The organism is Bradyrhizobium sp. USDA 3397, assembly GCF_054060965.1.
This window is the reverse complement of the sequence record NZ_JBSSDS010000001.1, coordinates 6,861,271-6,886,675: the sequence shown is the minus strand read 5'-3', so window position 1 is coordinate 6,886,675 and position 25,405 is coordinate 6,861,271. Positions and strand designations below refer to the sequence as shown.

The 25,405-nt window shown below is 66.3% G+C and carries 18 protein-coding genes; 8 read left to right on the top strand and 10 right to left on the bottom strand.

Annotated features, from left to right (window positions below):
• Window positions 1–43: 43 nt before the first annotated feature.
• Window positions 44–838 (bottom strand): protein-L-isoaspartate O-methyltransferase family protein, encoded by a 795-nt coding sequence (locus ACVWYQ_RS31810; RefSeq protein ID WP_271538748.1) that lies wholly within the window; start codon window positions 836–838, stop codon window positions 44–46.
• Window position 839: 1 nt separating this feature from the next.
• Window positions 840–4,298, bottom strand: a complete 3,459-nt coding sequence (locus ACVWYQ_RS31805; protein ID WP_404543677.1) for an ATP-binding protein — start codon at window positions 4,296–4,298, stop codon at window positions 840–842.
• Window positions 4,299–4,434: 136 nt separating this feature from the next.
• Here ACVWYQ_RS31805 and ACVWYQ_RS31800 point away from each other — a divergent pair, with 136 nt between their 5' ends.
• From ACVWYQ_RS31800 to ACVWYQ_RS31790, 3 genes are all read left to right on the top strand, one after another.
• Complete coding sequence (locus tag ACVWYQ_RS31800; RefSeq protein WP_456726821.1) at window positions 4,435–10,878, top strand: amino acid adenylation domain-containing protein; 6,444 nt, start codon at window positions 4,435–4,437, stop codon at window positions 10,876–10,878.
• A 139-nt stretch (window positions 10,879–11,017) separates the two neighbouring features.
• The gene (locus ACVWYQ_RS31795) at window positions 11,018–11,191 is read left to right on the top strand and encodes a hypothetical protein (protein WP_275508170.1); all 174 of its coding nucleotides are present in this window, start codon (window positions 11,018–11,020) and stop codon (window positions 11,189–11,191) included.
• A gap of 221 nt (window positions 11,192–11,412) precedes the next feature.
• Window positions 11,413–12,144, top strand: a complete 732-nt coding sequence (locus ACVWYQ_RS31790) for a 4'-phosphopantetheinyl transferase family protein (RefSeq protein ID WP_404543683.1) — start codon at window positions 11,413–11,415, stop codon at window positions 12,142–12,144.
• 232 nt (window positions 12,145–12,376) lie between these two features.
• Here the strand turns inward: ACVWYQ_RS31790 and ACVWYQ_RS31785 are convergent, their stop codons facing one another.
• The 3 genes from ACVWYQ_RS31785 to ACVWYQ_RS31775 form a co-directional block, all read right to left on the bottom strand.
• Window positions 12,377–13,402 (bottom strand): histone deacetylase family protein, encoded by a 1,026-nt coding sequence (locus tag ACVWYQ_RS31785; protein ID WP_404543686.1) that lies wholly within the window; start codon window positions 13,400–13,402, stop codon window positions 12,377–12,379.
• A gap of 125 nt (window positions 13,403–13,527) precedes the next feature.
• Entirely contained in the window at window positions 13,528–14,463 is a 936-nt protein-coding gene (locus ACVWYQ_RS31780; RefSeq protein WP_271538761.1) for an SMP-30/gluconolactonase/LRE family protein, read from the bottom strand.
• Complete coding sequence (locus ACVWYQ_RS31775; RefSeq protein ID WP_404543688.1) at window positions 14,420–16,507, bottom strand: PQQ-dependent sugar dehydrogenase; 2,088 nt, start codon at window positions 16,505–16,507, stop codon at window positions 14,420–14,422. Before ACVWYQ_RS31775 ends, ACVWYQ_RS31780 begins: the two co-directional genes overlap by 44 nt.
• A 200-nt stretch (window positions 16,508–16,707) precedes the next feature.
• Between ACVWYQ_RS31775 and ACVWYQ_RS31770 the strand changes: the two genes are divergently transcribed.
• From ACVWYQ_RS31770 to ACVWYQ_RS31755, 4 genes are all read left to right on the top strand, one after another.
• Window positions 16,708–16,941 (top strand): DUF6894 family protein, encoded by a 234-nt coding sequence (locus ACVWYQ_RS31770; protein WP_157285260.1) that lies wholly within the window; start codon window positions 16,708–16,710, stop codon window positions 16,939–16,941.
• Between the two features lie 9 nt (window positions 16,942–16,950).
• The gene (locus tag ACVWYQ_RS31765; protein ID WP_198399843.1) at window positions 16,951–17,127 is read left to right on the top strand and encodes a hypothetical protein; all 177 of its coding nucleotides are present in this window, start codon (window positions 16,951–16,953) and stop codon (window positions 17,125–17,127) included.
• A 533-nt stretch (window positions 17,128–17,660) separates the two neighbouring features.
• Window positions 17,661–19,250 (top strand): gamma-glutamyltransferase family protein, encoded by a 1,590-nt coding sequence (locus ACVWYQ_RS31760; RefSeq protein ID WP_404543691.1) that lies wholly within the window; start codon window positions 17,661–17,663, stop codon window positions 19,248–19,250.
• A 147-nt stretch (window positions 19,251–19,397) separates the two neighbouring features.
• Complete coding sequence (locus tag ACVWYQ_RS31755) at window positions 19,398–19,616, top strand: hypothetical protein (RefSeq protein ID WP_198399845.1); 219 nt, start codon at window positions 19,398–19,400, stop codon at window positions 19,614–19,616.
• Window positions 19,617–19,668: 52 nt separating this feature from the next.
• Here the strand turns inward: ACVWYQ_RS31755 and ACVWYQ_RS31750 are convergent, their stop codons facing one another.
• The 4 genes from ACVWYQ_RS31750 to ACVWYQ_RS31735 are packed head-to-tail and all read right to left on the bottom strand — an operon-like array spanning window position 19,669 to window position 23,149.
• Window positions 19,669–20,952, bottom strand: a complete 1,284-nt coding sequence (locus tag ACVWYQ_RS31750; protein ID WP_404543693.1) for an NAD(P)/FAD-dependent oxidoreductase — start codon at window positions 20,950–20,952, stop codon at window positions 19,669–19,671.
• An 11-nt stretch (window positions 20,953–20,963) separates the two neighbouring features.
• Window positions 20,964–21,695 (bottom strand): amino acid ABC transporter ATP-binding protein, encoded by a 732-nt coding sequence (locus tag ACVWYQ_RS31745; RefSeq protein WP_404543695.1) that lies wholly within the window; start codon window positions 21,693–21,695, stop codon window positions 20,964–20,966.
• Window positions 21,692–22,345 carry an amino acid ABC transporter permease gene (locus tag ACVWYQ_RS31740; RefSeq protein ID WP_024341720.1) on the bottom strand — a complete coding sequence of 218 codons (654 nt, stop codon included), beginning with the start codon at window positions 22,343–22,345 and terminating at the stop codon, window positions 21,692–21,694. The genes ACVWYQ_RS31745 and ACVWYQ_RS31740 overlap by 4 nt, the downstream gene beginning before the upstream one ends.
• A gap of 45 nt (window positions 22,346–22,390) precedes the next feature.
• A complete protein-coding gene (locus tag ACVWYQ_RS31735) occupies window positions 22,391–23,149 on the bottom strand; it encodes an ABC transporter substrate-binding protein (protein ID WP_456726820.1) in 759 nt (252 codons plus the stop codon).
• Between the two features lie 175 nt (window positions 23,150–23,324).
• Between ACVWYQ_RS31735 and ACVWYQ_RS31730 the strand changes: the two genes are divergently transcribed.
• Complete coding sequence (locus ACVWYQ_RS31730) at window positions 23,325–23,969, top strand: helix-turn-helix domain-containing protein (RefSeq protein ID WP_271538780.1); 645 nt, start codon at window positions 23,325–23,327, stop codon at window positions 23,967–23,969.
• A 132-nt stretch (window positions 23,970–24,101) separates the two neighbouring features.
• Here ACVWYQ_RS31730 and ACVWYQ_RS31725 read toward each other — a convergent pair whose 3' ends face one another.
• Window positions 24,102–25,367, bottom strand: coding sequence for a D-amino acid dehydrogenase (locus tag ACVWYQ_RS31725; protein ID WP_404543702.1), 1,266 nt, complete (start codon window positions 25,365–25,367; stop codon window positions 24,102–24,104).
• Window positions 25,368–25,405: the final 38 nt, after the last annotated feature.

The following is a 25,405-nucleotide window of genomic DNA, read 5'->3' as shown; positions in this document are numbered from 1 at the left end:
CCGGAAACTCACGATCGAAATCAAGGTAAAGCGAAACGAAGTGTTAGCCATCCGACGGCAGCCCCTGCTCCAGCTCGCGAAAGCGGAGCGGTGCCAGGGCTGAGGCGCGCTGCCACCAGTCGGCGACGCGGTCGTCGAGGGCGGTCACGCCGCGGCCCCGGCCGGGGAAGATCCGGATCTGCTGGATCGCCTCTGCCTCGAATACCCTGGCCCTCCGCGTGATCTTGAGGGCGGCGCCTTCGCGGTCGCGCTGGGTCAGCGGCACCAGAAGACGGCCGCGCGGACGGAGCGACCGCAGCCAGAGCGGGTGCGGGTGCGGGAAGCCGGCGTGGACGATGATCACATCGGCGGGCTCGCCCACGTCCTTGCATCCATCGCCGTGGACGACCGTGACATTGCCATAGCCGCGCAAATAGCTCGACGCCCGGGCGGCGAGCCGCTCGTCGCATTCGATCGCATGGACGCGGCCCTTCTTGCCGACCATCATCGACAGCACCGCCGAGAAATAGCCGAGGCCGCAGCCGATCTGCACGACACGGTCTGCCCGCTTGACGTCGAGAATGTCGATCAAATGCGCCCACAGGCTCGGCAGGCCGGTGTCGAGCTTGCGGCGTGCATCGATGGCGACCAGCACGTTGTCGTAGAGATGAACGGGATCGGCGTCGGGCGTCAGCCGGTAGCTGCGCGCTGCCTCGCCTTTGATGCGCCAGGGCCCCCTTGGCAGAAATTTCTCGCGCGGAACGGCGGCGAGCGCGGCGAGCAGACGCTTCGAGGCAATCCGCTCGCGCCTGGCGATCAACTCCACGTAGTGCGCCCGCGCGGCGGCAAGCTCGCTCATGTCACAGACCGGCCTGCTCGCGCACCGGCGCGTCCATGCCGAGTTCGTCGACGAGCTGCAACGCCTGCTTCAGGTCCGGCGTGTAAAAGCCCTCGCTGAATTTGCCGACGATCGGCATGAGCAAGAGTCTTGCGTCGTCGCGCTTGCCGGCCTGTTGCGACAGGCGCGCGAGGCCGAGGGCGGTGCGAAGCTCCCAGGACAGCGCACCCTGTTTGCGCGCGGTCTCCAGCGAAAGGCCGAACAGGTCCTCCGCCTCCTGTACCGACGCCGGGTCGCCACCCGCCAGCGTGATCTCGCCTTGCAGGCGATAGACCTCGGCGAGATAGAAGTGATCGCCGGTCCGCCTTGCAGTCGCAAGCGCACCATCCAGCGCGCGCAAGGCGGCGTCGCGCATCCCGACCTTGGCGTAGGTTTCCGCGAGCAGACAGCGGAACCAGCAGCCGGCGAGCCAGGAATCCATCGCCTCGTACTCGTCGAGGCCGAAGCGCATCTGGGCGAGCCCTTCGTCCGCTTCGCCGAGCTGAGCCAGCGCCCAGCCCCGCAGGATCGCCGCCTGCTGCTTCCAGTGCAGGAAATTGTGCTCGGTGGCAATGATCATGGCGCGGTTGGCGTAGTCGCGCGTGCCTTCGACGTCGCGCAAATGCTGGCGGAGATAGGCGCCGAACACCAGCGCGAAGGCGAGCGTGAAAGGATGACGGATCTTCTCGGCGTTCGCGATCGCCTGCTCGCTGTGCTGGCGCGCCGCGTCGGGCCGGCCGAGGAACCACAGGAGGTAACCGAGATAAGACAGCGAAACGACACCGGGATCGATGCCGTGCCGTTCCATCAGGTCGGAGTGCAGATCGGGGCTGAACAGGTTGATGCAGCGGTGCAAATGGTGCTGCGAGGCTGCGAAGCGGCCGCGATAGAGCATGGTCATCGCGATCGCGCGGTGCGCCTCGATCAGATAGCCGGTCTGCTGCGCCGGCTGCGTCCGCTCGTTCAGCCGCTCGCGCTTGGCAAACTTCAACAGCTCGACGCTGAGATCGTGCGCGCGGGTGAGATCGGCGCGGATGAAATGGCACACCCAGAGCCCGCGCGTCGCAGCGAAGACCTTTTCGTCGTCATCGAGCTGACGGCCGAGCTCCAGCGCGCGGATGTAGTTCTCCTCGACCTCCTGCACCGCGTAGCCCTTGGCGGCGATCAGCGCGTTGCCGAGCGCGATGCGCAGCTTGAGCTCCATCTCGTCGGCGCCCTGCATGCGCGCATTGGCCTGCACGACGTTAAGGCCGCGGCGCAGGTGGCCGATCGCCTCCAGATTGGCCCCTGTCTTGGCCGCCTGCTTGCCGGCCTTGAGCCAGAAGCTGGCGGCGCCCTCGCTCTGGCCGGATTCGGTCAAATGATGGGCGAGCAGCTCCGGTTCGCGCTCGGTCCTCTCCGGATACATCTCGGCGAGCACCTGGGCGATCCGCGCATGCAGCTTGCGCCGCTCGCTGTGCAACAGGCTCGCATGCGCGGCGTTCTGGATCATCACGTGCTTGAAGGAGTACAGCGCATCCGGCGGATGGCCGCGGCGCATGATCAGCCCGGCCTCCTGCAGATGACTGAGCGCCGCCTCGATCTGCTCGGCCGGCGTATTGGCGACGGCATGCAGCGTCTCGTAGGAGAACTCGCGGCCGATCGTGGCGCCGATCTGCGCGATGCGCTTGAAGGGTCCCATCCGATCGAGCCGCGCCATCAGCGAGTCGGTCAGGGTGGCCGGGATTGCGAGCTGCCGCCACGGTCCGGACAGCACGTAGCGCCCGTGCCGCTCGGTCAGCAGATTGGACTCCAGAACCGTCTTGGTCAGCTCTTCCAGGAACAGCGGCACGCCGTCGGTCTTGACGATGATCTCCTCGACAACCTCCTTGGGCAGCTCGCGTCCCGCGACGCGCTCGACCAGCGTCGTGCGCAACTGCCGGCTCAAGCGGTTCAGGACCAGGGTCGTGATGTGCGAATGCGCGTTCCAGCTCGGCTGGAATTCCGAGCGCGCGGTGATGATCGCCAGGATCGGCTGGTTCTGCACCCGATCGACCAGGAGGTCGACCACCTCGCGGGAGGTCGGGTCGATCCAATGCAAATCCTCGAACGCGATCACCAGCGGCATCTCGCGCGCAAGGCCGAGGAAATGGTTGACCAGCGCCACGACGGTCGCATCCTTCTGCTGCTGCGGCGACAGCTCGAGCGGCGGATAGCGGTCCTCGGTCGGTATCGACAGCAGCGCGGCAAACAGCGGGGTGACCTGCTCGACGTCGCCATGAGCAGCCGCGATCGCGTTCTCCAGGCTCGCCAACGACAGCGCGGACGAATCCTCGCGATCGAGACCGAGGGAGAATTTGAGCTGCGCGACGAAGGGATGGAACGCGGTGGAGGTGTAGTAGGGTGAGCATTGCAGCGAGACCTGTCCATGGCGGTCGTCCGATATCCGCTCGAAGATCTCCTGGATGATGCGCGACTTGCCGATGCCGGGCTCGCCGAACTTGACCACGACCTGGCCGTCGCCGTCCTTGACCTGCTGCCAGCGTCCCATCAAAAGCGCGATCTCCTCCTCGCGGTTGACGAGCGGTGTCAGCCGCGTACCCATCGCCGCAGCGAACCGGGTCTCCACCCGCGAGGCGCGCACCACGTGCCAGGCCTGGGCCTTCTCGGGGATTCCCTTCAAGTCGTGGACGCCGAGATTGCGGTAGTCGAACTTCCCCTTCAGCAGCGCCTGCGTCGAGGCCGAGATCACCACGCCGTTGGGCGGCGCCAGGCCTTGCAGGCGCGCGGCGAGATTGACGGTCTCGCCCACAGCGGAGTCGCGTTCTTCGGTGCCCTGCCCGACCAGATCGCCGACCACGACGAGCCCGGTCGCGATCCCGATGCGGACGGCGGGCGGATGGCTGAGCGCACCGCGCGACTCGACCGCGTGCGCCGTCGACAGCACCCGCACGATCTCGAGCCCGGCGCGCACCGCGCGCTCGGCATCGTCCTCATGTGCGGTCGGATAGCCGAAATAGACCAGGATACCGTCGCCGACAAAACGGGCGGCAAAGCCCTCGTATTGCTTGACGACCCGGACGCAGGTCTCGCGAAAATCCGCGATCATGTCGCGGACGTCCTCCGGATCGAACTGCGCGGACAGCGAGGTGGAATCCACCATGTCGCAGAACATCGTGGTGAGCTGGCGCCGTTCGGCTCCGACCTCCGCCCGGATTTGCGGACGCGGCGCCTCCGCCTCCGTGGTTTCCGCTTGAAACAGCGCCGCCATCGCCCGCTGCAGCCGCTTGCGATCGCCGAGCGGCAATCCGAGCTCGACCAGATCGGCTTCGGTGAGATCCGCGATGACGTCGAGATCGAGGCGGTGCTGCGCGAAAAGATCGGTGTAGTGCCCGAGGCCGATGCTTTCGAGCCAGTGCTTCAGCCCACCTTCCAAACTCGTGCTCGGCTCGTTCTCCAGCATCGCGATTCTGCCCGACCCTTACTCCGTCGAAGGGCTCGAGGGCCCCTCAACCACAGATTTTGGGGTCCAAACTTCACCTCGGACTGGACGCATTCCCCAACTTCTTGGAAGAATAACTTAATCGGACCAAAAGGGAATGGCGTTGTCGGACATTGCATCCGGAGCGGACGAAGCATCAGCCGGCACCACGGCCGAAACGAAGGTGTTCGCGCATATCAGCGGCCTTCTTGAATTCTACGCCCGCAGGACGCCGGCGGCACCCGCACTCCTCGCTCCCGGCCGGCCGGCGCTCAGCTATGGCGTGCTGGCCGAGTCGATCCGGCAACTGGTCCGTACCTTGCGTGAACTCGGCATCGGTCCCGCAGACCGCATCGCGGTCGCGCTGCCGCGCGGCGCCGATACTGCGCTGGCGCTGATCGCGGTCGCATCAGGCTGCGCCTGCGTCCCCATCAACCCGGATCTGACGGCGGACGAGCTGCAACGCTATTTCAGCGAACTGAAGCTGACGGCGCTCGTGACCCGGGCCGACATGAACTCGGCGAGCCGCGACGCCGCCAGAGTGCTCGACATCGCCGTGATCGATTTCGTGGCGGGGCCCGCCCGCGATCTCGGCGGCTGCGCGTTCATCGCTCCGGCGATCGGGCCGGCCAATGCCGGCGGCTCTTCGCGCGGCGACGACGATGCGTTCATCCTGCTGACGTCAGGCACGGCGGCGCGGCCGAAAATGGTGCCGCTGACCCACCGCAATGTCTGCCTCTCCGCCTACAATGCCGGCCATGTGCTGTCGCTCACGACGCATGATCGCCTGCTCAACGTCCTGCCGCTGTTTCATGCCCATGGCTTGATCTCCGGCCTGCTCACGGCGCTGGCCGCGGGCTCCAGCGTGATCTGCACCGACGGTTTCGACGCATCGTCGTTCTTCGGCTGGATGCGGGAGTTGCAACCGACCTGGTACACGGCGGTGCCGACTATTCATCGCGCATTGCTGACGGCGGCGGAAGTAAACCCGGACCGCGCCCGACCATCGTCGCTGCGCGTGATCCGGTCGGCTTCGGCCTCGCTCGCGCCGGCGATTCTCGCCGGGCTGGAGACAACGTTCGGCGTGCCCGTGCTCGAGACCTACGGCATGACCGAGGCGGCCTCGCAGATTGCGGCCAATCCGTTCGAGCTGCGCAAGGTCGGGTCGGTCGGCCGCGCCGCCGGCCCGGAGATCGCGATCATGGACGAGACCGGCCGCACGCTCGCAAGCGGGGCGCACGGCGAGATCGTGCTGCGCGGGCCGAACATGAGCCGCGGCTATTATAATGACGAGCCGGCGACGCGGGCCGCATTCCGCAACGGTTGGTTCAGGACCGGCGACCTCGGCAATCTCGATGACGACGGCTATCTCTTCATCGTCGGCCGCATCAAGGACGTCATCAACCGCGGCGGGCAGAAGATATCGCCGCTGGAGGTGGAAGACGTCCTGCTCAGCCATCCGGCGGTGCTGGAAGCCGGCGTGTTCGCGGTCCCGCACGACAAGCTCGGCGAGAACGTCGCGGCCGTCGTGGTGCTGCGGCCGAACGCCGAGGCGACCTCGGACCAGCTGCGCCAATTCGCGCGAAAGCGCCTTGCGGCCTACAAGGTGCCGAGCCTGATCCGCAGCGTGGCGGCGCTGCCGAAGGGCGCCAGCGGCAAGGTCAAGCGCAACGCCCTCGCCGGTCTGATTGCAACGGTCGACGCGGGCGACGAGACCCGGCTGTTGCGCAATGCGATCGAGAGCCAGCTCGCCGAGATCTGGGCCGGCCTGTTGGAGCTGCCGCAGGTCGGCGCCGACCAGGACGTCTTCGCGCTCGGCGCGGATTCGCTCGCGGTGACACAGATGCGCTCGCGCTTGCGCGACCGCTTCGATGTCGACTTCTCGTTCGAGGACATCTTCGATTGCCCGACGATCGCAGCGCTTGCGGCCCGGATCGAGACCGCCGCAAGCCGGCGCGAGACGGCGCTGCCGGGCTGGCGCCGGCTTACGGGGACGGACGCACCGCTGTCGTTCCAGCAGCAGCGGATGTACGTGCTCTCGGGACAGGACCCGACCCGGTACAATTATAACGTCGTCGAGATCGCCGTCCTCAAGGGCCCGGTCGACGCCGCCGCGCTGTCTGCGAGCCTCGCTGCGATCTCAACGCGCCATGAGGCGCTGCGCTCGGTGTTCATCGAGCGCCAGGGCGAGCCGGTGCAGCTCGTGCTGTCATCGACGCCGCGGCTGGAGCGCATCAAGCTCAAGCCATGCCCTGCGGGCAGGCGGCCGGCGGCAATCCGGCGCGAGGCGCTCAGGCTTGCGCAACATCAATTCGACCTGGCCCACGCGCCGCCCCTGAAGACGACACTGCTGTCGTTCGACAGGAACAGCCATGCGCTGGTGGTCAACGTCCATCATCTCGCCACCGATGGCTGGTCGCAGCGGCTGTTCTGGCAGGAGCTCGCCGTCCATTACGCCGCGGCGCGCAAGAAGCAATTGGCCGCACTGCCGCCGCCCGCCTTCCAATATCGCGACTTCGCACTTTGGCAGCAAAGCTGGGCGCAAACACCGGCGGCGAAGCAGCAGCTCGATTATTGGCGGGCCCAGCTCGACGGCATCACCATGCTGCCGCTGCGAACCGACAGGCCGAGACCTGAGATCTGGAGCGGACACGGCGCGCGTCACTACCTTGAATTCTCAAAGTCCCTCTCGTCCGAGCTGCGCGCGCTGAGCCAGAACCAGGGCGTCACGCCGTTCATGACGCTGCTCGCTGCCTTCCAGTGCCTGTTGTTCCGCCACACCTCGCATGAGGACGTCGCCACGGGATCGCTGATCGCCAATCGCAACCAGATCGAGAGCGAACGCCTGATCGGGCTGTTCGCCAACACCCTGGTCCTGCGCAACGATTTCAGCGGCGATCCGAGCTTCGGCGAGATGTTGCGGCGGGTGCGGCAGGTCACGCTGGACGCCTACCGCAACCAGGACCTTCCGATCGAGGAGGTGTTGCGCGCATTGCAGGTGGCGCGCCGCAGCGACGGCAATCCGCTGTTCCGGACCATGTTCATCCTCCAGAACGCCTCGATCGAGGCGGCGCGCTTTCCTGGCCTGTCGACCCGGCGGCTGGAAGTCGATCCCAGGGTGGCGCGGTTCGACATCACGCTCGAACTGGTCGAGGCCGATGGCCGCTTCACCGGCTTCTTCGAATACGCCACCGATCTTTTCGACGCCGCGACGATCGAAGCCATGACGGCCCAGTTCAAGACGCTGCTCAAGGCCGTCATCACCAATCCGGAGCAGCGCATCTCGCGCCTGCCGCTCCTGACCGAGGCCGAACGCCGGCAAGCGCTGGCAAAAGGCCGGGGCATGCCGGCCAATTTCACCACACGCGGCAATCTGAGCGACCGCTTCGAGCGCCAGGCGGGGAAGACGCCGAACGCCGTCGCGGTCTCGGACGATCGCACGTCCCTGACCTATCGCGAGCTGGCGCGCCGCAGTGGAGCGGCCGCGCGCTGGCTGGCCCGTGAGGGCGTCGGCGCGGAGAGCGTGGTTGCCCTGCTCGCGGAGCGCGGGCCCGACCTGCTCGCCGCGATGATCGCGGTGCAGCGCGTTGGCGCGGCCTTCCTCAATCTCGATCCCGACCAGCCGACGGCACGGCTCTCGACCATCCTCGGATCGAGCTGTGCCCGCGTGCTGCTGATCGGGCGGGCTCAGTCTGCCATGGTCGAGGCCCTGCTCGAACCGCTGGTCGAGCGCATCCCGGTGGCCGAGCTCGACGACGTGGTCGCGACAAGGGCAGACAAGCCGGCCCGCGCCGCACGGCGCGCCGCCTCGAGCCTTGCCTATCTCGTCTATACGTCCGGCTCCTCCGGCGCGCCGAAGGGCGTCATGATCGAGCAGCGCGGCCTGTCGAACCATCTGGCCTCGCTCATCTCCGAGCTCGGCCTCTCGCCTAAGGACGTGATCGCGCAGACCGCGCCGCAGAGCTTCGTCATCTCGGTCTGGCAATTCCTCGCCGGTCCCATGGTCGGCGCGCGCGTCCATGTCTGCGGCAGCGCGATCGTGCAGGACCCGATGCTGCTAGCGCGCGAGATCGAGGGCGAGGGCATCACGGTGCTCGAGATCGTGCCCTCGCTGCTGCGCCTCATTCTCGAGCGTATGGACGAGGCGCCGATCCGGCGCGCCTTCGCGAAGCTGCGGCTGCTGATCTCGACCGGCGAGCCGTTGCCCGTCGAGCTCTGCCGCGCCTGGTTTGCGCGCTGCCCGAGGGTGCCGCTAATCAATGCCTATGGCGCCTCGGAATGCTCCGACGACGTCTCCCTGCATCGCCTGACCAAGGCGCCGGCGATCGCGGCGGCCAACGTTCCGATCGGGGCGCCGCTGCCGAACACGCAGCTTTACGTGCTCGACGCGCAGCTCCAGCCGCAACCGATCGGCGTGACCGGCGAGCTCTGCATCGGCGGCGCCGGAATCGGCCGCGGCTATATCAACGATCCCGCGCAGAGCCGGCAGCGGTTTCTGCCCGATCCGTTCTCGCGCCAGGCCGGCAGCCGGCTCTACCGGACCGGCGATCTGGCCCGGCGCCGCGCCGACGGGACGATCGAATGCCTCGGCCGCGCCGACCATCAGGTCAAGGTCCGTGGCTATCGTATCGAGCTCAAGGAGATCGAGAACGCGCTGGCCGAGCATCCAAGCGTGCGCGCCGCCATCGTCGAACCGCGCCGCGAGGCGAGCGGCGACATCAGGCTGATCGCCCATGTCGTCGCCAAGCCCGGCAGCCGCAGCAGTGCCAGCGAGCTGCGCGATTTCCTGAAGAGCCGCCTCTCCGTCCACGCCGTCCCCTCCGCCTTCCTGTTCCTGGATCAGGTGCCGCTCAACGCCCATGGCAAGATCGACCGCTCGGCGCTGCTGGCGTCCGTCCCGCCGGAAACGTCCGGCGCGGATGCGGTCGTCCCGGCGCGGCGCTTCACCGAAAAGGTGCTCTCCGACATCTGGATCGACCTGCTGAACGTCGAACGCATCGGTGTTACCGACAATTTCTTCGACCTCGGCGGCCATTCGCTGCTGGCCGGCCAGGTGATGGCGCGCATCGCGCGGGCGCTCGGCGTGTCGCTGCCGATCAAGGCCATCTTCGAGGCGCCGACGATCGAGGGGTTGGCGCGGCGGGTCGAACAGACCGTGGCCACGAAGCCGCACAAGCCTGCCGCAAGCCTGCCGCGATCGGCTGCGGGCGGGCCGCCGGCGCCTTCCATCGGGCAGGACCAGATGCTGCAGATCGAGCGGAATCTGCCGGGGCTGCCGCAGTTCAATCTGCCCTTCGCCTTCCGCCTGCAGGGCCCGCTCGATTCGGCCGCCCTGGCAAAGGCGATCGACGACGTGGTGCGCCGACACGAATCGCTGCGCACCGCGTTCGCCTGGAACGGCGATGAGCCGGAAAGCCGCATCGCCGCGCCACGCACGATCGGCCGAATCATGACGGTCGAGACGATCGGCGACGGTCATCCCCACGACAACAAGCGCCGCAAGGCGCTCGAGCTCAGGAAGATCGATCTCCTGATCGAGCAGGAGGCCTATACCCCGATCGACACCAGGCGCGCGCCGCTGTTGCGCGCCCGGCTGTTGCGGCTCCACGACGACGACCACGTGCTGCTGCTGACGTTGCATCACGCCGTCGTCGACGGCTGGTCGATCGGCGTGCTGTTCGAGGAATTGTCGAGCCGCTATGCCGCGCTGGCCGGATATCCGTCTGCGCCGCTGCCGAGCCCGCCGCCGGCCTTTTCGGACGTGGCACGCTGGCAGCGCTGGTGGTGCGGCACTGACGCGGCGCGCCGCCAGGCTTCCGACTGGATCCTGAATTTGCGCGGAGCGGGTCCCCTCTTCGACGGCGAAGCGAGCCCGGGCGCCTCCACCGGGCATCATCCGGTCTGCCTCGAGCGCGAGCTGATCGACCGGCTGACGGCGCTTGCCGGTCAGCACAATTGCACGCTGTTCATGTGCATGCTCACCGGCCTGAAGGCCATGCTGCTGGCCCGGACGGGCCGCACCGACATCGCGGTCGCGACCGCGATGGCCAATCGTGCCCAGCCGGACACCGACCGGATCATCGGCCCGTTCGAGAACACGGTGATCGTCCGCACGACAATCACGCCGGACTTGTCTTTCGCGCAGGCTCTGCTGCGGGTGCGCCAGCGCGTGCTCGAGGCGCATGCGCGGCAGGAGCTGCCGTTCAGCGTCCTGGCCGATCGACTGGAGCAGGAGGGGATCGATCCGGCCTCGCTGCTCCAGGTCTATTTCACGCTGCAGAATCCGTTGCGCCGGCCGCTCGATCTCCCGGATCTCGCGACGGAATCGATCGGCAACGTCGCGCGCGAAGGCCAGCCGGTGCTGCCGATCGACCAGACCTGGCTGTCGCTGATGCTCAAGGAGCGCCCGACCGGCATTACCGGCTCCTGCAATTACAAGCGCGATTTGCTCGAGGGCCGAGCGGTCGGCGAATGGATGGAGGACCTCGTCGCCCTGCTGACGGCGGCGATCGCCCAGCCCAACGCACCACTCGGCAGATTGCTCGCGCGCAGGGCCGCTTGATGCCGCGACATCGCGCCGGAATACGGGTTCACGCCCCAAAGCTGTGAATGATCAAGTTGCAGCTTGATTATTTGGCGTCGTCGCGCAAGATTATTCTCGGGTTTTGATTAGGATGATCATTTTCAACCGGGGGAGTGTTATGGGTTTCATCAAATTTACCAAGAAGACCTCGCTTAGCGCAGAGGACCGCAAGGCGCTGCAAGACCTGCTCAATTTCGAGAAGCAAAAACTCCAGCTCGCGCTGAAGGATGTCGACGCCAGCCTTAAGGCTCTGCGCGGGTCCAAGAAGAAGTCCAAGAAGAAGAAGAAGTAAATTCGTCGGTCGGGGACGGCCGTACGAATCTTCGCAGAGCGGCCGCTTGCGTGTCGAGTTTGGGGGCTCGCACAAGCTTACGCCTGTAAACCGGCCTGCAAATCGACAAGAATTCGCCCGGGTGGACCGCTAGGTACGGTCCTCTCGGCTGATTCTTGCGCAGTTGTTTCTTCCGTCGGGACCGAGGGATTTGGCCTCGCCCGACGCCATGGGCCCAATTGATGGCAGACGACAGAATCGAACTCTTTGTCGGACTGATCGAGACCATTGACGTGCCGGGCGCGGCCGAGGCGTGCCGACGCCTGCTCTCGGTCGACGAGCGGGCCCGGGCCGATCGCTTCGTGTTCGAGCGGCATCGGCGGCAGTACATCTTCGCACATGCGATGTTGCGCCTCGCGCTGTCGCAGGTCGCTTCCAACGTGGCGCCGACCGACTGGACGTTTGGCGCGGGCCGCTATGGCCGGCCGTTCGTCGCAGCACCGGCTACCTCGACCGCGCTGCATTTCAGCCTGTCGCATGCCGACGGCTGCGTCGCCTGCGTAGTGTCGCGGCATGAGGCCGTCGGGGTCGACGTCGAAACCGTGTCGCGGCGCGTCGCGCCGCTGTCCACCGCGCTTCGCTTCTTTGCGCCGGAAGAGGTCGAAACCTTGCGCGGACTGCCGGAGCCCGCGGCGATCGAGCGCTTCTTCGACTATTGGACGCTCAAGGAGGCTTATCTCAAGGCCAGGGGCTTCGGGCTCAATCTGCCGCTCGACGCCTTCGCCATGCAGGTGTCACGCGAGGCCATCGAAATCAGCTTCAAGCCCGACATCGTCGACGATCCGGACGCCTGGCGCTTCTCGCTGTGCTCGCCATCGCCCGCGCATCGCCTCGCGATCGCCGACGGCTCCCGCGCGGGCGGTGGCCTTCCCATCAGCCGCCATGCCTGGCCCCTCCGCGAAGCGGCTGAGTGAGGCGCGCCAGCGGCGAGGCGCGCGCGCCGATTGGATTATTTTGGAGTCGCGAGCGATGCGGCTCTTCTCCCTCTCCCCGTTCCTACGGGGACGCGACGAGCTTCGCTCGCGCTGAGAGGGTCGGGGTGAGGGCCTCTCTCCGCACGGGGGATCGCTGTGAGACCTGTATCCCCTCACCCGGAATTTGCTGCGCAAATTCCGACCTCTCCCCGCAGGCGGGGAGAGGTAAGTATCAGCGCTCTTCTTCGAAACCCGCCAGCACAGAGGTCAGGTTGGCGCCGAGGATATCCGAGAGATAGCCGCCTTCCTGCACGAGCACGGTCGGCAGGCCCAGCTTCGCGATGGCCTGGCCGATGCGGCGGAAGCCGGGCGTGGTGACGGCCAATCCTTTCAGCGGATCGTGCTCGGAGGCATCGAGGCCGAGCGCGATGACGAGCGCGCCGGGGGCGAAGGACTCGATCGCCTTGCGCGCGAGGTCCAGCGCCTGGAGATAACCGTCATCGCCGGTGCCGATGGGAAGCGGAATGTTGAGATTGGTGCCGAGGCCGGGTCCTTCGCCGCGCTCATGCGCATAGCCCCATACGTAGGGATAATACGCAACGGGGTCGGCATGGATCGAGATCGTGTAGACGTCGGGCCGGGCGTAAAAAATGCCTTGCGTGCCGTTGCCGTGATGGACGTCGACGTCGAGGATCACGACGCGCTCGTGCTTCTGCCGCAGATGCGCCGCCGCGATCGCGCTGTTGTTGAGGAAGCAGAAGCCGCCGGCCATGTCGCGATAGGCGTGATGGCCGGGCGGACGGCAGAGCGCGTAAGTTGCGTCCTCGCCGTCCATCACCATCTGCGCTGCGGTCACCGCAACATCGGTGGCGGCGCAGGCCGCGGCCCACGTGCCCGGGCCGATCGGCGCTGCGGTGTCGGCGGTATGCCAGCCGAGTTTGCCGACGATGTGGGTCGGATAGGTCGCGGCATGGCGCACGGGATGGATATTGCCGATCATCTCCGGGCCGGAATCGCCGAGCGCCGTCCAAGCGTCCCAGGCTTCGCTGAGGAACGACAGGTATTCCGGGCTGTGAATGCGTGCGCGCGGCCCGGGCCCGAACTTGGTTGGCTCGACCAGCTGGTGCTTGCCATCCCGCAATCCCCTGAGCAGGCGGTCGGCGCGCTCGGGCTGCTCAGTGGTGCGCTTGACGACACCGCGCACCAGAAAGAATTGCGGATCGTGGCTGCGGTGCAGCTCGGTATGGACGGCTTTCACTCAAACACTCCGTGGTCGCATGGACGTGCCGCAGAGTCTTGATCGCCACGGCCGCCGGATGCAAGCAAGAAGAATGCCGCCCAGCGTCGCGCTGCCCTGCGCCGAAAGCAGAGCGCTTGCGAAGCTCAGCAACGGCCTCGCTGAAGACAGTGCTCGCGGCCCGGCTGGTCGGTGCGGAAGGACTCGATGAAGCCACCCTGGCGCTGGGTGACGAAGATGGTCTTGCCGTCGCTGCCGCCGAAGGCAATGTTGGTCGGCTCCTTGGCCTTCAGCGGGATCTCGCGCTCGACCGCGCCGGTCGGCTTCATCAGCGCGATCGTGCCCTTGAGAATGCGCGCGACGTAGAGGCGGCCGGCAACGTCGGTGCGCAGGCCGTCGATGGTGTCGGGCTGAAACGCCTTGACGAGTTTTGCAGCCGTCAGCTCGTTGCCGCTGATCGCATAGGACCAGATCTGGCCGCTGCTGGATTCGCCGACATAGAGCGTCTTGCCGTCAGGGCTGAGGTCGATGCCGTTGGTGGTGCCCATCGCGCGCGGCGCCGGCATCACCTGCCCTCGCACCGTACCGTCCGCTCCCCTGGCGATGCGCCAGATGTGGCCTTCGCGCCCCTTCCAGTTCGGATCGCTCGCATAGATCGTGCCGTCCGGCGCGATCGTGATGTCGTTGGGCTGGCTCATCTCGCCGGAGTGAAACCACACCGCGGGCTCGGTCGCACCCTTGGGGATCGCGAAGATGTTGTGCTTCTTGTAGTCGGCGATGAACATAGTGCCGCTGCGGTCGAAACGGATTGCGTTGCCGACGCTGCCTTCGGGGAGCGTCGTGAACAGCTCCGAGGCGGCGCCACCCGCGGGCAATTTGCCGATGGTGCCGGGCTTGCCGAGATTGACGACGAACAGATTGCCGTCGAGATCGGCGGCCGGCCCTTCGATGCCGAAGGTGTATTCGCTGGCGGGCGTCACCTGTGCGCTTTCGAACAGTTTTGTTTCGGCAGCGGCCGGCAGCGTGACCAGCAGGATGCTACTGCACAGGCACCAGAAGTTCCTGCCGGATGTAATAGCCATCGCCGTCGGTGCACTCGCCGTTGAGATAGGGATCGGCTGGCCGGAAGAGTCGGCTGAAGCCGGGTCTGTCTACAGCGTCCCTTTGTGTCACGACGACGACCTTTCCGGCCGGTATTTCGCCGCATTCCTTGTTGGCCTTGCTGAAAAACTTCCGCTGCGGCGGGCCCGGCTTGATCCGCATGCGCGTGCCCGGAACCATTTTGGCGACGAACAGGTCCGCGGTATCGAGCAGGCGCGTGTAACCGGGTTCCAGCTTCGGCAGGCTCTCGCCGCCCGGCGGCATCAGCTTCTCGGCGCCAAGGCCGCGCAGGCGCGTCCGCAGCCTGCCGGCGTCGGGATCGCCAGGATAGATCCAGCCGTCCTGCGCCAGCATGAAGTGCAACACCGCCCTGTCCTTCTCCGCATCCGATTGCGCCGCGCTCAGGCCGAAATCCGAATGGCAGCCGGTGCAATGCTTCTCGACGAGGCCCTTGCGTAAGGTGGTGAGGCGAACGCTGTTCTGCGCGTCTCTGGCGACGAAGGCTGCGAGCTGGTCGATCATCGCCTGGCTGCGGGTATCGCAGGGGAGCGGCTGAGGTCGCTCGCCGGCCGTGCGATCGATCCGGATCACGGTCTTGTTCTTGTCCTCGACCAGCCAGATCGCGCCGTCCTCCGTCACCGTCATGCCGACCGGCGCACCTTGCGGCCGCGCGCCGTTGACGCGGTGCCAACCGGCGATCAGCTCTTCGAACGGCGCGGCGGCGACCTCGCCGGCATCGGTCCGGAAACTGCGGGTCGGCTCGGCCGCGCAGCTGACGTGATAGCGCACCGGTGCCGCGCTGGGCTCTGGAAAGCCGTGATCGTCGACGTCATAGACCAGCAGCCGGCTGCCGGTCGGCCGATAGCCGTGCAGGCCGACCAGGAGCTTGCCCTCAAGCTCGGGGAATTTCGCGCCGTGGTAATACAGCATCGCGAGCGGCGCGCCGTGCGGCGGCAGCAGCGAGAGCGGCGCCTTGTAAAGCGCATTGGCCGAGCAGAACGACTTGTACGCGCCCGATTGCAGCACGAGTCTGAATTCGGGGCTCGGCGTCGACAAATCGTAGCAATAGGGCCAACCATAGTGCCTGCCCTGCTCGATGGCGTTGATCTCCTCGTTCGGCTTGAAGAGATCAGGGAGGTCGCGGGCGTTCTCGCCCTGGAGAAAGGCGTAGCCGGCATCCGGAAACTTCGGGTGCAGCGCCAGCGCCATCGAGTTGCGCAAGCCGCGCGCATAGACGCTGTGCGGCGGGTCGGGATCGCCGGGTTTCAATGCCGGGAAGACGCCGCCTGCGGGCGGCGTGAACAGCCAGATCGATGCCAGCGCGGACGCGCCCTCGGCCGCCGCACAGGGTTTTGTGATCGGCGCCGGCGTGATGCAATCGTCGCTGTGCGAGCCGACATTGACGAACAGCCGGCCGTTCCGGTCGAACACGAACTGCTTGAGCGGATGCGCGCTCTCATCGAGCCTCTTACCATCGGGCAGCGTGATCCGGCGGCCGGGCATGTGGCGGATGATGGTCTCGACCGTGCTGCGTGGATTGTCCGCGAGCGGGTCGAACCGGAAGATCGTCTCCGCGGTCGAGGCGTAGAGCTTTTTGTCCGGGCCGATGACGAGAGCGAACGGATATTCTATCCCCGTCAGCAGCTCCTTGAGGCGTTGCCCCTGCGGGGCGCGCGGATCGAGCAGCAGCAGCCGCCCGTCGGTGTGGCCCCAGCCGCCCATGTCGGCGACCACCAAAAGGTCGCGGCCGGGCACCTGGACGATCGAGCGCGGAAATTTGAGGCGATCCTCTTCGTCGGCAACGAGGCCGGCGCAAAATCCCGCCTTCATGTCGATCTGGATCCTGGGAAAGGCGAGATCGCCGCTGCCGCAGGCTTCGGTGCCGATCACATAGCCGCTCTTCCTGACCGGCTCGGACGAGGCCGGGGCGAAGCCGAGCAGCGCGGCAGCCAAGCCCGCTGCAACAACGGCCGCTGCAGGCAAGCGCAGATTTCGCCGTTCGCGCGCGAATGTGAACTCGTTCACGGTGCCCCCGCCTTCCCGCCGGCGTTGTTCCATGCCGCCGCCGCGCCGTCCAGTCATCACCCGCCTGTGATTAAACCTGTAACGACCTTGGGCCCGACCAATATCCGTAGATTCCCTTACCGGGCTCGACCCGAATGTTTCGCGAATGCTTGGGGTGGTATCCGTTTGCCGTCCCCAATCGCTTTCTACAGGAGGCGCCTATGGTCCAGGTCTATTTTCACTGCTCCAACACCGAGGGCACGCTGATCGACCGCTACGGCGCCGCAGTCGCCAATCTGACCGAGGCGCGCGACCGCGCCGCTCAGATCATGAACTCGATGATCCAGACCCCCGGCGCAGAAGACTGGCGCGACTGGGTGATCCATGTCAGCGGCTCCGACGGCGAGGATCTGTTCGACCTCCCCTTCACCGCCCTGCTCGGCAAGCCGCATTGAGGTGATGCCATGTTGCTCGCTTCCCTGACCCTGCTGCGCCAGCCCCTCAGCTTCGTCGCCACCCGATGGCAGACGCTGATCCGCGTCGCGGGCAACCCCTATCGGCCCGAGCTGCACTACATGCGCGGACCCGGCCCGAAATGGCGCGCCAAGTACCAGGCCAGCCGGCTGGATCGCTCGCACTGAGGCGGCGCTTACCGCGCTTTTTCGGACATTTGTATCTTCCGTCATGGCCGGGCTTGTCCCGGCCATTCACGTTTTGGGGCGCGGATACGAAGACGTGGATGCTCGGGCCTCGCCTCGCCGAAGCGGCTTCGGCCGCACAGGCGGATCAAGCCCCGGGCATGACGGGCTTGGGGGCAGCCCCGCACCTCACTGCCAAGAGTATCGCATATGACTCGCGAGGGCGCCTGCGTGCACGCCTCGTCCTTCGCGACGGCGCTGACGCGCCTCCTCAGGATGAGGCTCCTTGGCATCAGTGTCCCGTGAAACTGCTGCCGCGCACTCCGCCCTCATCCTGGGGAGCCCGCCTCAAGCGGGCGTCTCGAAGGATGGCCGCAGCGAAAAGCTCTCATCCCGCGCCTGTTTCACACCAGCCATGCCGCGCCTGCCTTTGGATGTTCTCGTTGGCGGCAATGTGCCATTGTCCGCGCGCTTCGCCAGTCGCGGAGCCTCGCATTCAACGCAGCGAAGCCATCGACGAGCATCAAGACGACACCATGCCTCACCAGTTCAGCCTCAACCAGACCGTCCGCAAGCCCGCCGTCACCTCCAAGGGCGGCATCGTCGCGTCGCAATCGCGGCGGGCGGCCGAAGTCGGGGCGCAGGTGCTGGCCGCGGGCGGCGATTGCGTCGACGCAATCATCGCGACCACGTTTGCCCTCAACGTCCTGGAGCCCTGGAACAGCGGCATCGGCGGCGGCGGCGCGATGGTGCTCTACCGCGCCAAGGAAAATCGCTATGAGGTGATCGACTACGGCATGTGCGCGCCGCAAAGCCTGCGCACGGCCGATTATCCGCTCAGCGGCGAAGGTCCATCGTCCGACCTGTTTCCCTGGCCAAGGGTGAAGGACGATCGCAACATCCACGGCCCCGGCTCGATCGCCGTGCCCGGCGTCGTCGCCGGAATGGAAGAGGCGCACCGCCGCCATGCCAAAATGCCGTGGAAGGATCTGGTCGCGCCGGCAGCTCAGCTCGCCGGCGAAGGCCTGCTGGTCGATTGGTGGACGACGGTGACGATCGCGGGCTCGGCCGCCGATCTCAGGCGCTACTCCGCGAGCGCGGCCGCATATCTGAAGGACGGCCTGCCGCCGACCGCGCCCTGGGGCATCAAATTCGAGACGCGGCTGCCGCAGGACGCCCTGAAGGCGACGCTGTCACATCTTGCGGACGCGGGCGCGCGTGATTTCTATCAGGGCGATCTCGCCATGAGCATTGCTTCCGACATCAAGGCCGACGGCGGCTCGCTGTCGGTGGAGGATCTCGCTGCATTCCGCGCCCATCTGCGCGGGCCGCTGGCGATCCCCTATCGCGAAGGCAAGGTGTTCGCGACCCCCGAGCTCACCGCGGGCCCGACCATGGCGCATGCGCTGCGGCTGTTGCAGCAGAGCTTGACGCCGGCAGACGCGCCGGATGCCGGCGCCTATGTCGAATATGCGCTCGCCCTGCAGGCCGCCTTCCGCGAGCGTCTCAAGGATATGGGCGATGCCGACGGCAAGCGCTCGCTCGGCGCCGAATATCTGGCGCCGGCCTGCACCACGCATTTCTCGGCGGTCGACCGCCACGGCAACATCGCGGCGGTGACGCAGACGCTGCTCTCGTCCTTTGGCTCGCGATATGTGACACCGCACACCGGCATCACCATGAACAACGGCATCATGTGGTTCGACCCGACGCCTGATACCACCAACTCGCTGGCACCGGGCAAGCGCTGCCTCTGCAACTACACGCCCGTCATCGCAGAGACAAAGGACGGCAAGCGCCTCGCAATCGGCGCCTCCGGCGGCCGCCGCATCCTCCCCGCGGTGATGCAGCTTGTATCCTTCGCGATGGATTACGGCATGGACCTCGACGCTGCCATCCACCAGCCGCGCATCGACGCCAGTGAAGGCGCGGTGGTGATTGGCGATGCGCGCCTGCCGGCGGAGGTGCGCGAGGCGCTGGCCGCGCGCTTCGACTATGAAGAGACCCGGCTGCAGGCGGTGCCGCAGAAGTTCGCCTTCCCGAGCGTCGTGATGCGCGAGGGCGCGGTGAATTCCGGCGCGGTCGAGATTTTCCAACCCTGGGCCGATGCGGTGGCGGAGGCTTGACTCCGCTCGACATGCCAGCGCGCGTTGAGCTCCGGCGCGATTACGCATCCAGGCGAGCGTCACGACTCCTCCACATTCGCAGGGAACTTACCCATCCACCGTTCGTTCACTGAACGGACAAATGCGCTCGCCCCACTGGAGGACATCATGAAGAAACTTGCGCTCGCCGCCTCGCTGATCATTGCGGCCGGCTTCACATTGACGAGCCCCGCGCTGGCGAAGGGTGGGCATGGTCATGGCCACGGACATGGCCACAAGATCGGCCATCATCACCATGGCAAGTCATTCGGATGGTACCACGGTCGCAAGGTCGGCTGGCGCGGTCACGCGTGCCCGCCCGGACTGTGGAAGCAGGGTCGCTGCTAAAGCCGATCCAGGATTCAAGCAAGGCGTCGCTCCTCACCGAGCGGCGCCTTCTTCATATGCCGAGCCGGTCCCGGACCCGGCCCGCGATCACGGCGGTGGTCACGCCGACCGGCCAGAAAGCGTGCATCGGGATCGGCTTGATGCCCGTGATGGGCATGTCGATCTCGGCCTTGGCGCCGCCGATCAGGCGGCGGGCGAGTTGCGCGCCCATCGCAGTCGAAAGCGCGACACCGCGGCCATTGCAGCCGAGCGAGATCAAAACGCTCTCGGCGGGCTCGTGCACGTGGGGGTAATGATCCCCGGTGATGGCGAGCCGGCTGTTCCAGCCGTGGGTCCAGACGACGCCCTTGAGCTGCGGCCAGAGTCGCTCCGCATAACGCATGAGATAGGCGACGTCATGCGGCGACTTGATCCAGCGCATCGGGCCGCGCCCGCCCATCAACAGACGGTTCTGCTGATCGATGCGATAGTAGACCGTGATGTGGCCGCTCTCGTAGAGGACGGGGCGCGTCGGCATGATCGAACGGGCGACTGCGTCGGACAGCGGCGCGGTGGCGGCGATCGAGGAAAACACCGGCACGATGGTGCGGCGGAGGGCCGGCCAGAGATCGTCGGTGAAGCCGTTGGTGGCGAGCAGGACTTTATCCGCATGAACCACCGCGCGCGGCGTCTCGATGCGCCAGCGCGAGCCCTCGCGGCGTAGCGACAAGGCCGGCGTGTCGCCATGAATCTTCGCGCCCGCCGAAATCGCGGCGCGCGCAAGACCACGGGCGTAGCTCAGGGGATGCAGATCGCCGCCGCTTCTATCGAACATGGCGCCGATGTAACGATCGGTGCCGGTCATGTCGCGGAGCTGCTCGCGGTTTAGATAAGTCACCGGCATGCCGCGGCGGATGCATTGCTGCGCGGTCTTCTCGATCGCAGCGGCGCTGCTCTCATTGTAAGCCGCGCGCAAGGTGCCGTTCTGCCGCGCTTCGCACGGGATCTGGTAACGGCGGATCAGATCGTGCGTGAAGTTGGTCGTGCCGTAGGCGAACGCGATCATGCGGCGGCCGAGATCGCTGCCGAAATCGGCCTCGATCTTGTCGGGATCGTGCTTCAGGCCGGGATTGGTGTGGCCGCCATTGTTGCCCGACGCGCCCCAGCCCGGCTCCTGCGCCTCCAGCACCAGCGCCTCGACGCCCTGTTCGGCCAGATGCAGCGCGGTGGAAAGGCCGGTGTAGCCGCCGCCGACGATTGCGACCGAGACGCTCTTGTCGACATCGAGCGGCGGCGTGGCAACCGGCGCGACGGCAGTGTCGGCATAGAGCGAGGGCGGCAGAGGCAGGCGCGTCATGGCGAGTCCGGTCAGAGCGGATGCAGCACGCGGCGCAAGAAGTCCTGCGTCCGCGCGTGCTGCGGATGATTGAGCACCGATTTTGCCGGCCCCTGCTCGACAATGACGCCGCCATCGATGAACAGAACACGATCGGCGACGTCGCGCGCGAAGCCCATCTCGTGGGTGACGACGACCATGGTCATGCCGTCGTCGGCGAGCTTGCGCATGACGCCGAGGACGTCGCCGACCAGCTCGGGGTCGAGCGCCGAAGTCGGCTCGTCGAACAGGATCGCCTTCGGCTGCATCGCCAACGCCCGCGCGATGGCGACGCGCTGCTGCTGCCCGCCGGAAAGCTGCGGCGGATGCGCGTCGGCCTTTTCCGCAAGCCCGACCTGAGCGAGCAGCGCGCGGCCGCGCTCGAGCACCTGGGCGCGCGGCTCCTTCTTCACGTAGAGCGGACCTTCGACGACGTTCTCCAGCGCGGTGCGATGTGGAAACAAATTGAAGCGCTGAAACACCATCGAGACCTGGGTGCGGATGTTCACGATCGACGGCGCGTCGCGGTCGACCTTCAAGCTTTCGACGCTGATCTCGCCGCGGTCGTAGCTTTCGAGACCGTTGATACAGCGCAGGATGGTCGACTTGCCGGAGCCGGAGGGGCCGATGATGCAGACCACCTCGCCCTTCTCGACCGAGGCCGTGATGCCCTTGAGCACCTCGACCTTGCCAAAGCTCTTGTGGACGTCGTTCAGCTCGATCATCGCTTGCCGGCCCGCTTCTCGAAGTGACGGACCAAGAGGATCAGCGGAATGCTCATGGTGAGATACATCAGGGCGACCAGGGTGAACACGCTGGTGTTCTTGAACGTCGAGGACGCGATCAGCTTGCCCTGCAGCGCGAGCTCGGCGACCGTGATGGTCGAGGCCTGCGAGGAATCCTTCAGCATCATGATCATCACGTTGCCGTAAGGAGGCAGCACGATGCGCACCGCCTGCGGCAGCACCACGCGGCGCATGGTGAGCCACCAGCCCATGCCGATCGACTGCGCCGCCTCGATCTGCCCCTTGTCGATCGCCTCGATGCCGGCGCGGAAGTTTTCGGCCTGGTAGGCCGAATAGGCGATGCCGAGCCCGAGGATCGCGGCCTGCAACGCGCTGAGCGTAACGCCGAGATCGGGCATCACGAAGTAGAGGTAGAACAACAGCACGATGATCGGGATGCCGCGGATCACGTTGATCAGGCTGGCGCTGAGCATCGACAGCGCCTTGATGCCGGAGACCCGCATCATCGCCCAGACGAGGCCCAGCACCGTCGACAGCAGCAGCGAGCCGATCGTGACGATGATCGTCAGCGCGACGCCGTTCAGCAGGATCGGGAAGAACTCGACGGCGTCGCGCCAGAAGCCTTTCATCGGCAAGCCTTCACTAAGGAGCCTTCATCGGTCAGACGCTGACGATCAACCTTGTGCCTTCAGGCCCCATTTATCGAGGATCTTGTCGATGGTGCCGTTGGCTTTCAGCTTCGCCAGCGAAGCGTTGATCTTGCCGAGCAGTGCGCTCTCGCCCTTGCGCACGCCGATGCCGACAGAGCCGACCGTGACCGGCTTGTAGCCGTCGACCAGGCGCACCTCGGGGAAGCCGCCCTGCTTCAGATTGTAGGCGAGGATCGGATAATCGGCGTAGCCGGCCTTGAGGCGGCCAGTGTTCACGTCGCGCAGGATGTCCGGGATGGTGTCATAGGCCTTTACCTCGGCGAACAGCCCGGTCTTCTTCAGCGCGTCGACAAAGGCGGTGCCGACCTGGGCGCCGACGGTCTCGCCCTTCAGGTCCTCCTGCGTGGCGTAAGTCTTGGTGTCGGCCTTCGGCACCACCAGGCCTTCGCCATAGGTGTAGATCGGGTCGGAGAAGTCGACGACCTCCTTGCGCGGCGGCGTGATGAACATCGCGGCCGCAATGATGTCGATCTTGCTCGAGGTCAGCGAGGGGATCAGCGCCGAGAACTGCATCGGCTCGATCTGCACGTTGAAGCCGGCATCCTTGCCGACCTCGGTGATGAGATCGACCATGATGCCCTGGATGGTGTTGGTCTTGGTGTCGAGAAAGGTGAAGGGAATGCCTGTCGGCGTCGAGCCCACCTTCAAAGCCTGTTGCGCCGAAGCCGGCGCGACTGCGGCAATGGCGAGCGCCGCGATTGCGGCCTGAACAAAACGCTTCATCGCATCCCCCTGTTGGGCCCGGCCGGCGGCGCGCGCATGTCGCGATCAGGCGTTGCGGGCCGGCCCGTTTCGGCCTATTTTCACCAACATGAAAATTTGGTCACACTTTTGCGAACGATGCAAGCAGTTTTCATGCACATGAAGGAAGCGGTTTGACGTGAGCGGTGGCAAAAGAATGCGCAAACCGGCCGCCGCGAAGCCGGCCATGAAAAAGCCGGCCAGGGTGAAAGCCAAACCGGCCGAGCCGGCGATGGACGTCGCAGTCGGCCGCCGCATCCGGGATCTCCGGCGGGTCAGGCAATTCTCGCTGGAGACGGTCGCCGCGCGCACGGAGCTGTCGATCGGCTTCCTCAGCCAGATCGAGCGCGGGCTGTCGTCGCCGTCGCTGCGGGTGCTGGCGACGCTTGCCGACGTGCTCGGTGTCGGCATCGCCGCATTGTTCGGCGCGAGCCCGAGCGCCGACGGCGCGTCGGATCAGGTGGTGACGCGCGGAGTGCAGCGGCCCGAATTGAAACTGTGGCGCACCGGCGTGTCCAAGCAATTGCTGAGCCCGGCGAGCAGCGACAACAAGCTCAATCTGTTTCTGGTGCATCTGGAGCCCGGCGGCTCCACCGGCGATGAGCTCTACACCCACGACGGCGAAGAGGCCGGGCTCGTGCTGGAAGGCGAGATGATGCTGACGGTGGACAGCCAGACGTGGTCGCTGAAGACGGGCGACAGTTTTAGATTTGCGAGCCGCAGGCCACACCGGTTTTCCAATCCGGCGCAGGATGCGAAGGCCGTGGTGCTGTGGGTGAATTGCGTGACGGGGGCGGGGTAGCTCTGTTATCAGACCGCGAACGCAACTCCATCGCCGTCATTGCGAACGTAGCGAAGCAATCCAGAGACTCACCGCGGAGACAGCCTGGATTGCTTCGTCGCAAGGGCTCCTCGCAATGACGCGGATAGAGCCTTAGCCGAACCGGTGCTTGTACCGCTCCACCGATAGCGCACTGACGTCGATGTCCGGCTTCTTGCCCGAGAGCATGTCGGCGAGCACGCGGCCCGAGCCGCAGGACATGGTCCAGCCCAGCGTGCCGTGGCCGGTGTTGAGGTGGAGGTTGGCGTAGTGGGTCCGGCCGATCACGGGCGGTCCATCCGGCGTCATCGGACGCAGTCCGCTCCAGAATGTCGCCTTGGACAGATCGCCGCCGCGCGGGAACAGGTCGGTCAGCGAATGATCGAGCGTGGCGCGGCGTGCGTCGTAGAGCTTGTCGGAATAGCCGGAGATTTCGGCGGTGCCGCCGACGCGGATGCGATTGCCGAGCCGGGTGATCGCGACCTTGTAGCTCTCGTCCATCACAGTCGATTCTGGCGCGCCGGAGGCGTCCTTGATCGGCACCGTGATCGAATAGCCCTTCACCGGATAGACCGGCAGCGAAATACCGAGCCGCGCCAGGAGCCGCGACGACCAGCTGCCGAGCGCGAGCACGTAAGCGTCCGCCTGCAGCAGGCCGGCGCTGGTGGCGACACCGCTGACGCGCGCGCCATCGGTGACGATACGGTCGATCGAGGTGTTGAACAGGAAGCGCACGCCGAGCGCCTGGGCGTGCCTCGCCAGCGCCTGCGTGAACATGTGGCAGTCACCGGTCTCGTCCTGCGGCAGGCGGAGCCCGCCGACGAACTTCTCCTTCACGCCGGCAAGTGCCGGCTCGACCGCAATGCAGCCCTCGCGGTTCAGCACTTCGAAGGGAACGCCGTATTGCTTGAGCACGGCGATGTCTTCGGCCGTGCCGTCGAGCTGGGCCTGGTAGCGAAACAGCTGCAGCGTGCCCTGCGAGCGCTCGTCATACTGAATGCCGATGTCGCGGCGCAGATCGCGTAAAGAGTCGCGGCTGTATTCCGCGATCGGGATCATCCGGCTCTTGTTGACTGCGTAGCGCGCGCTGGTGCAGTTGCGCAGCATCTTGAGCAGCCAGACCCACATGACCGGATCGAGCTTCGGCCGGATCACCAGCGGGCCGTGCTTCATCAACAGCCACTTGATCGCCTTCACCGGCACGCCGGGGCCGGCCCAGGGCGAGGAATAGCCGGGCGACACCTCGCCGGCATTGGCGAAGGAGGTCTCCAGTGCCGGCTCCGGCTGGCGGTCGACGACCGTCACCTCATGGCCGGCACGCGCGAGGTAGTAGGCAGAGGTGACACCGATGACACCGCTGCCGAGGATCAGAACTTTCACGCTTCGTCAAACTCCCGCGGCGCTCGCCGCTGCAAGGA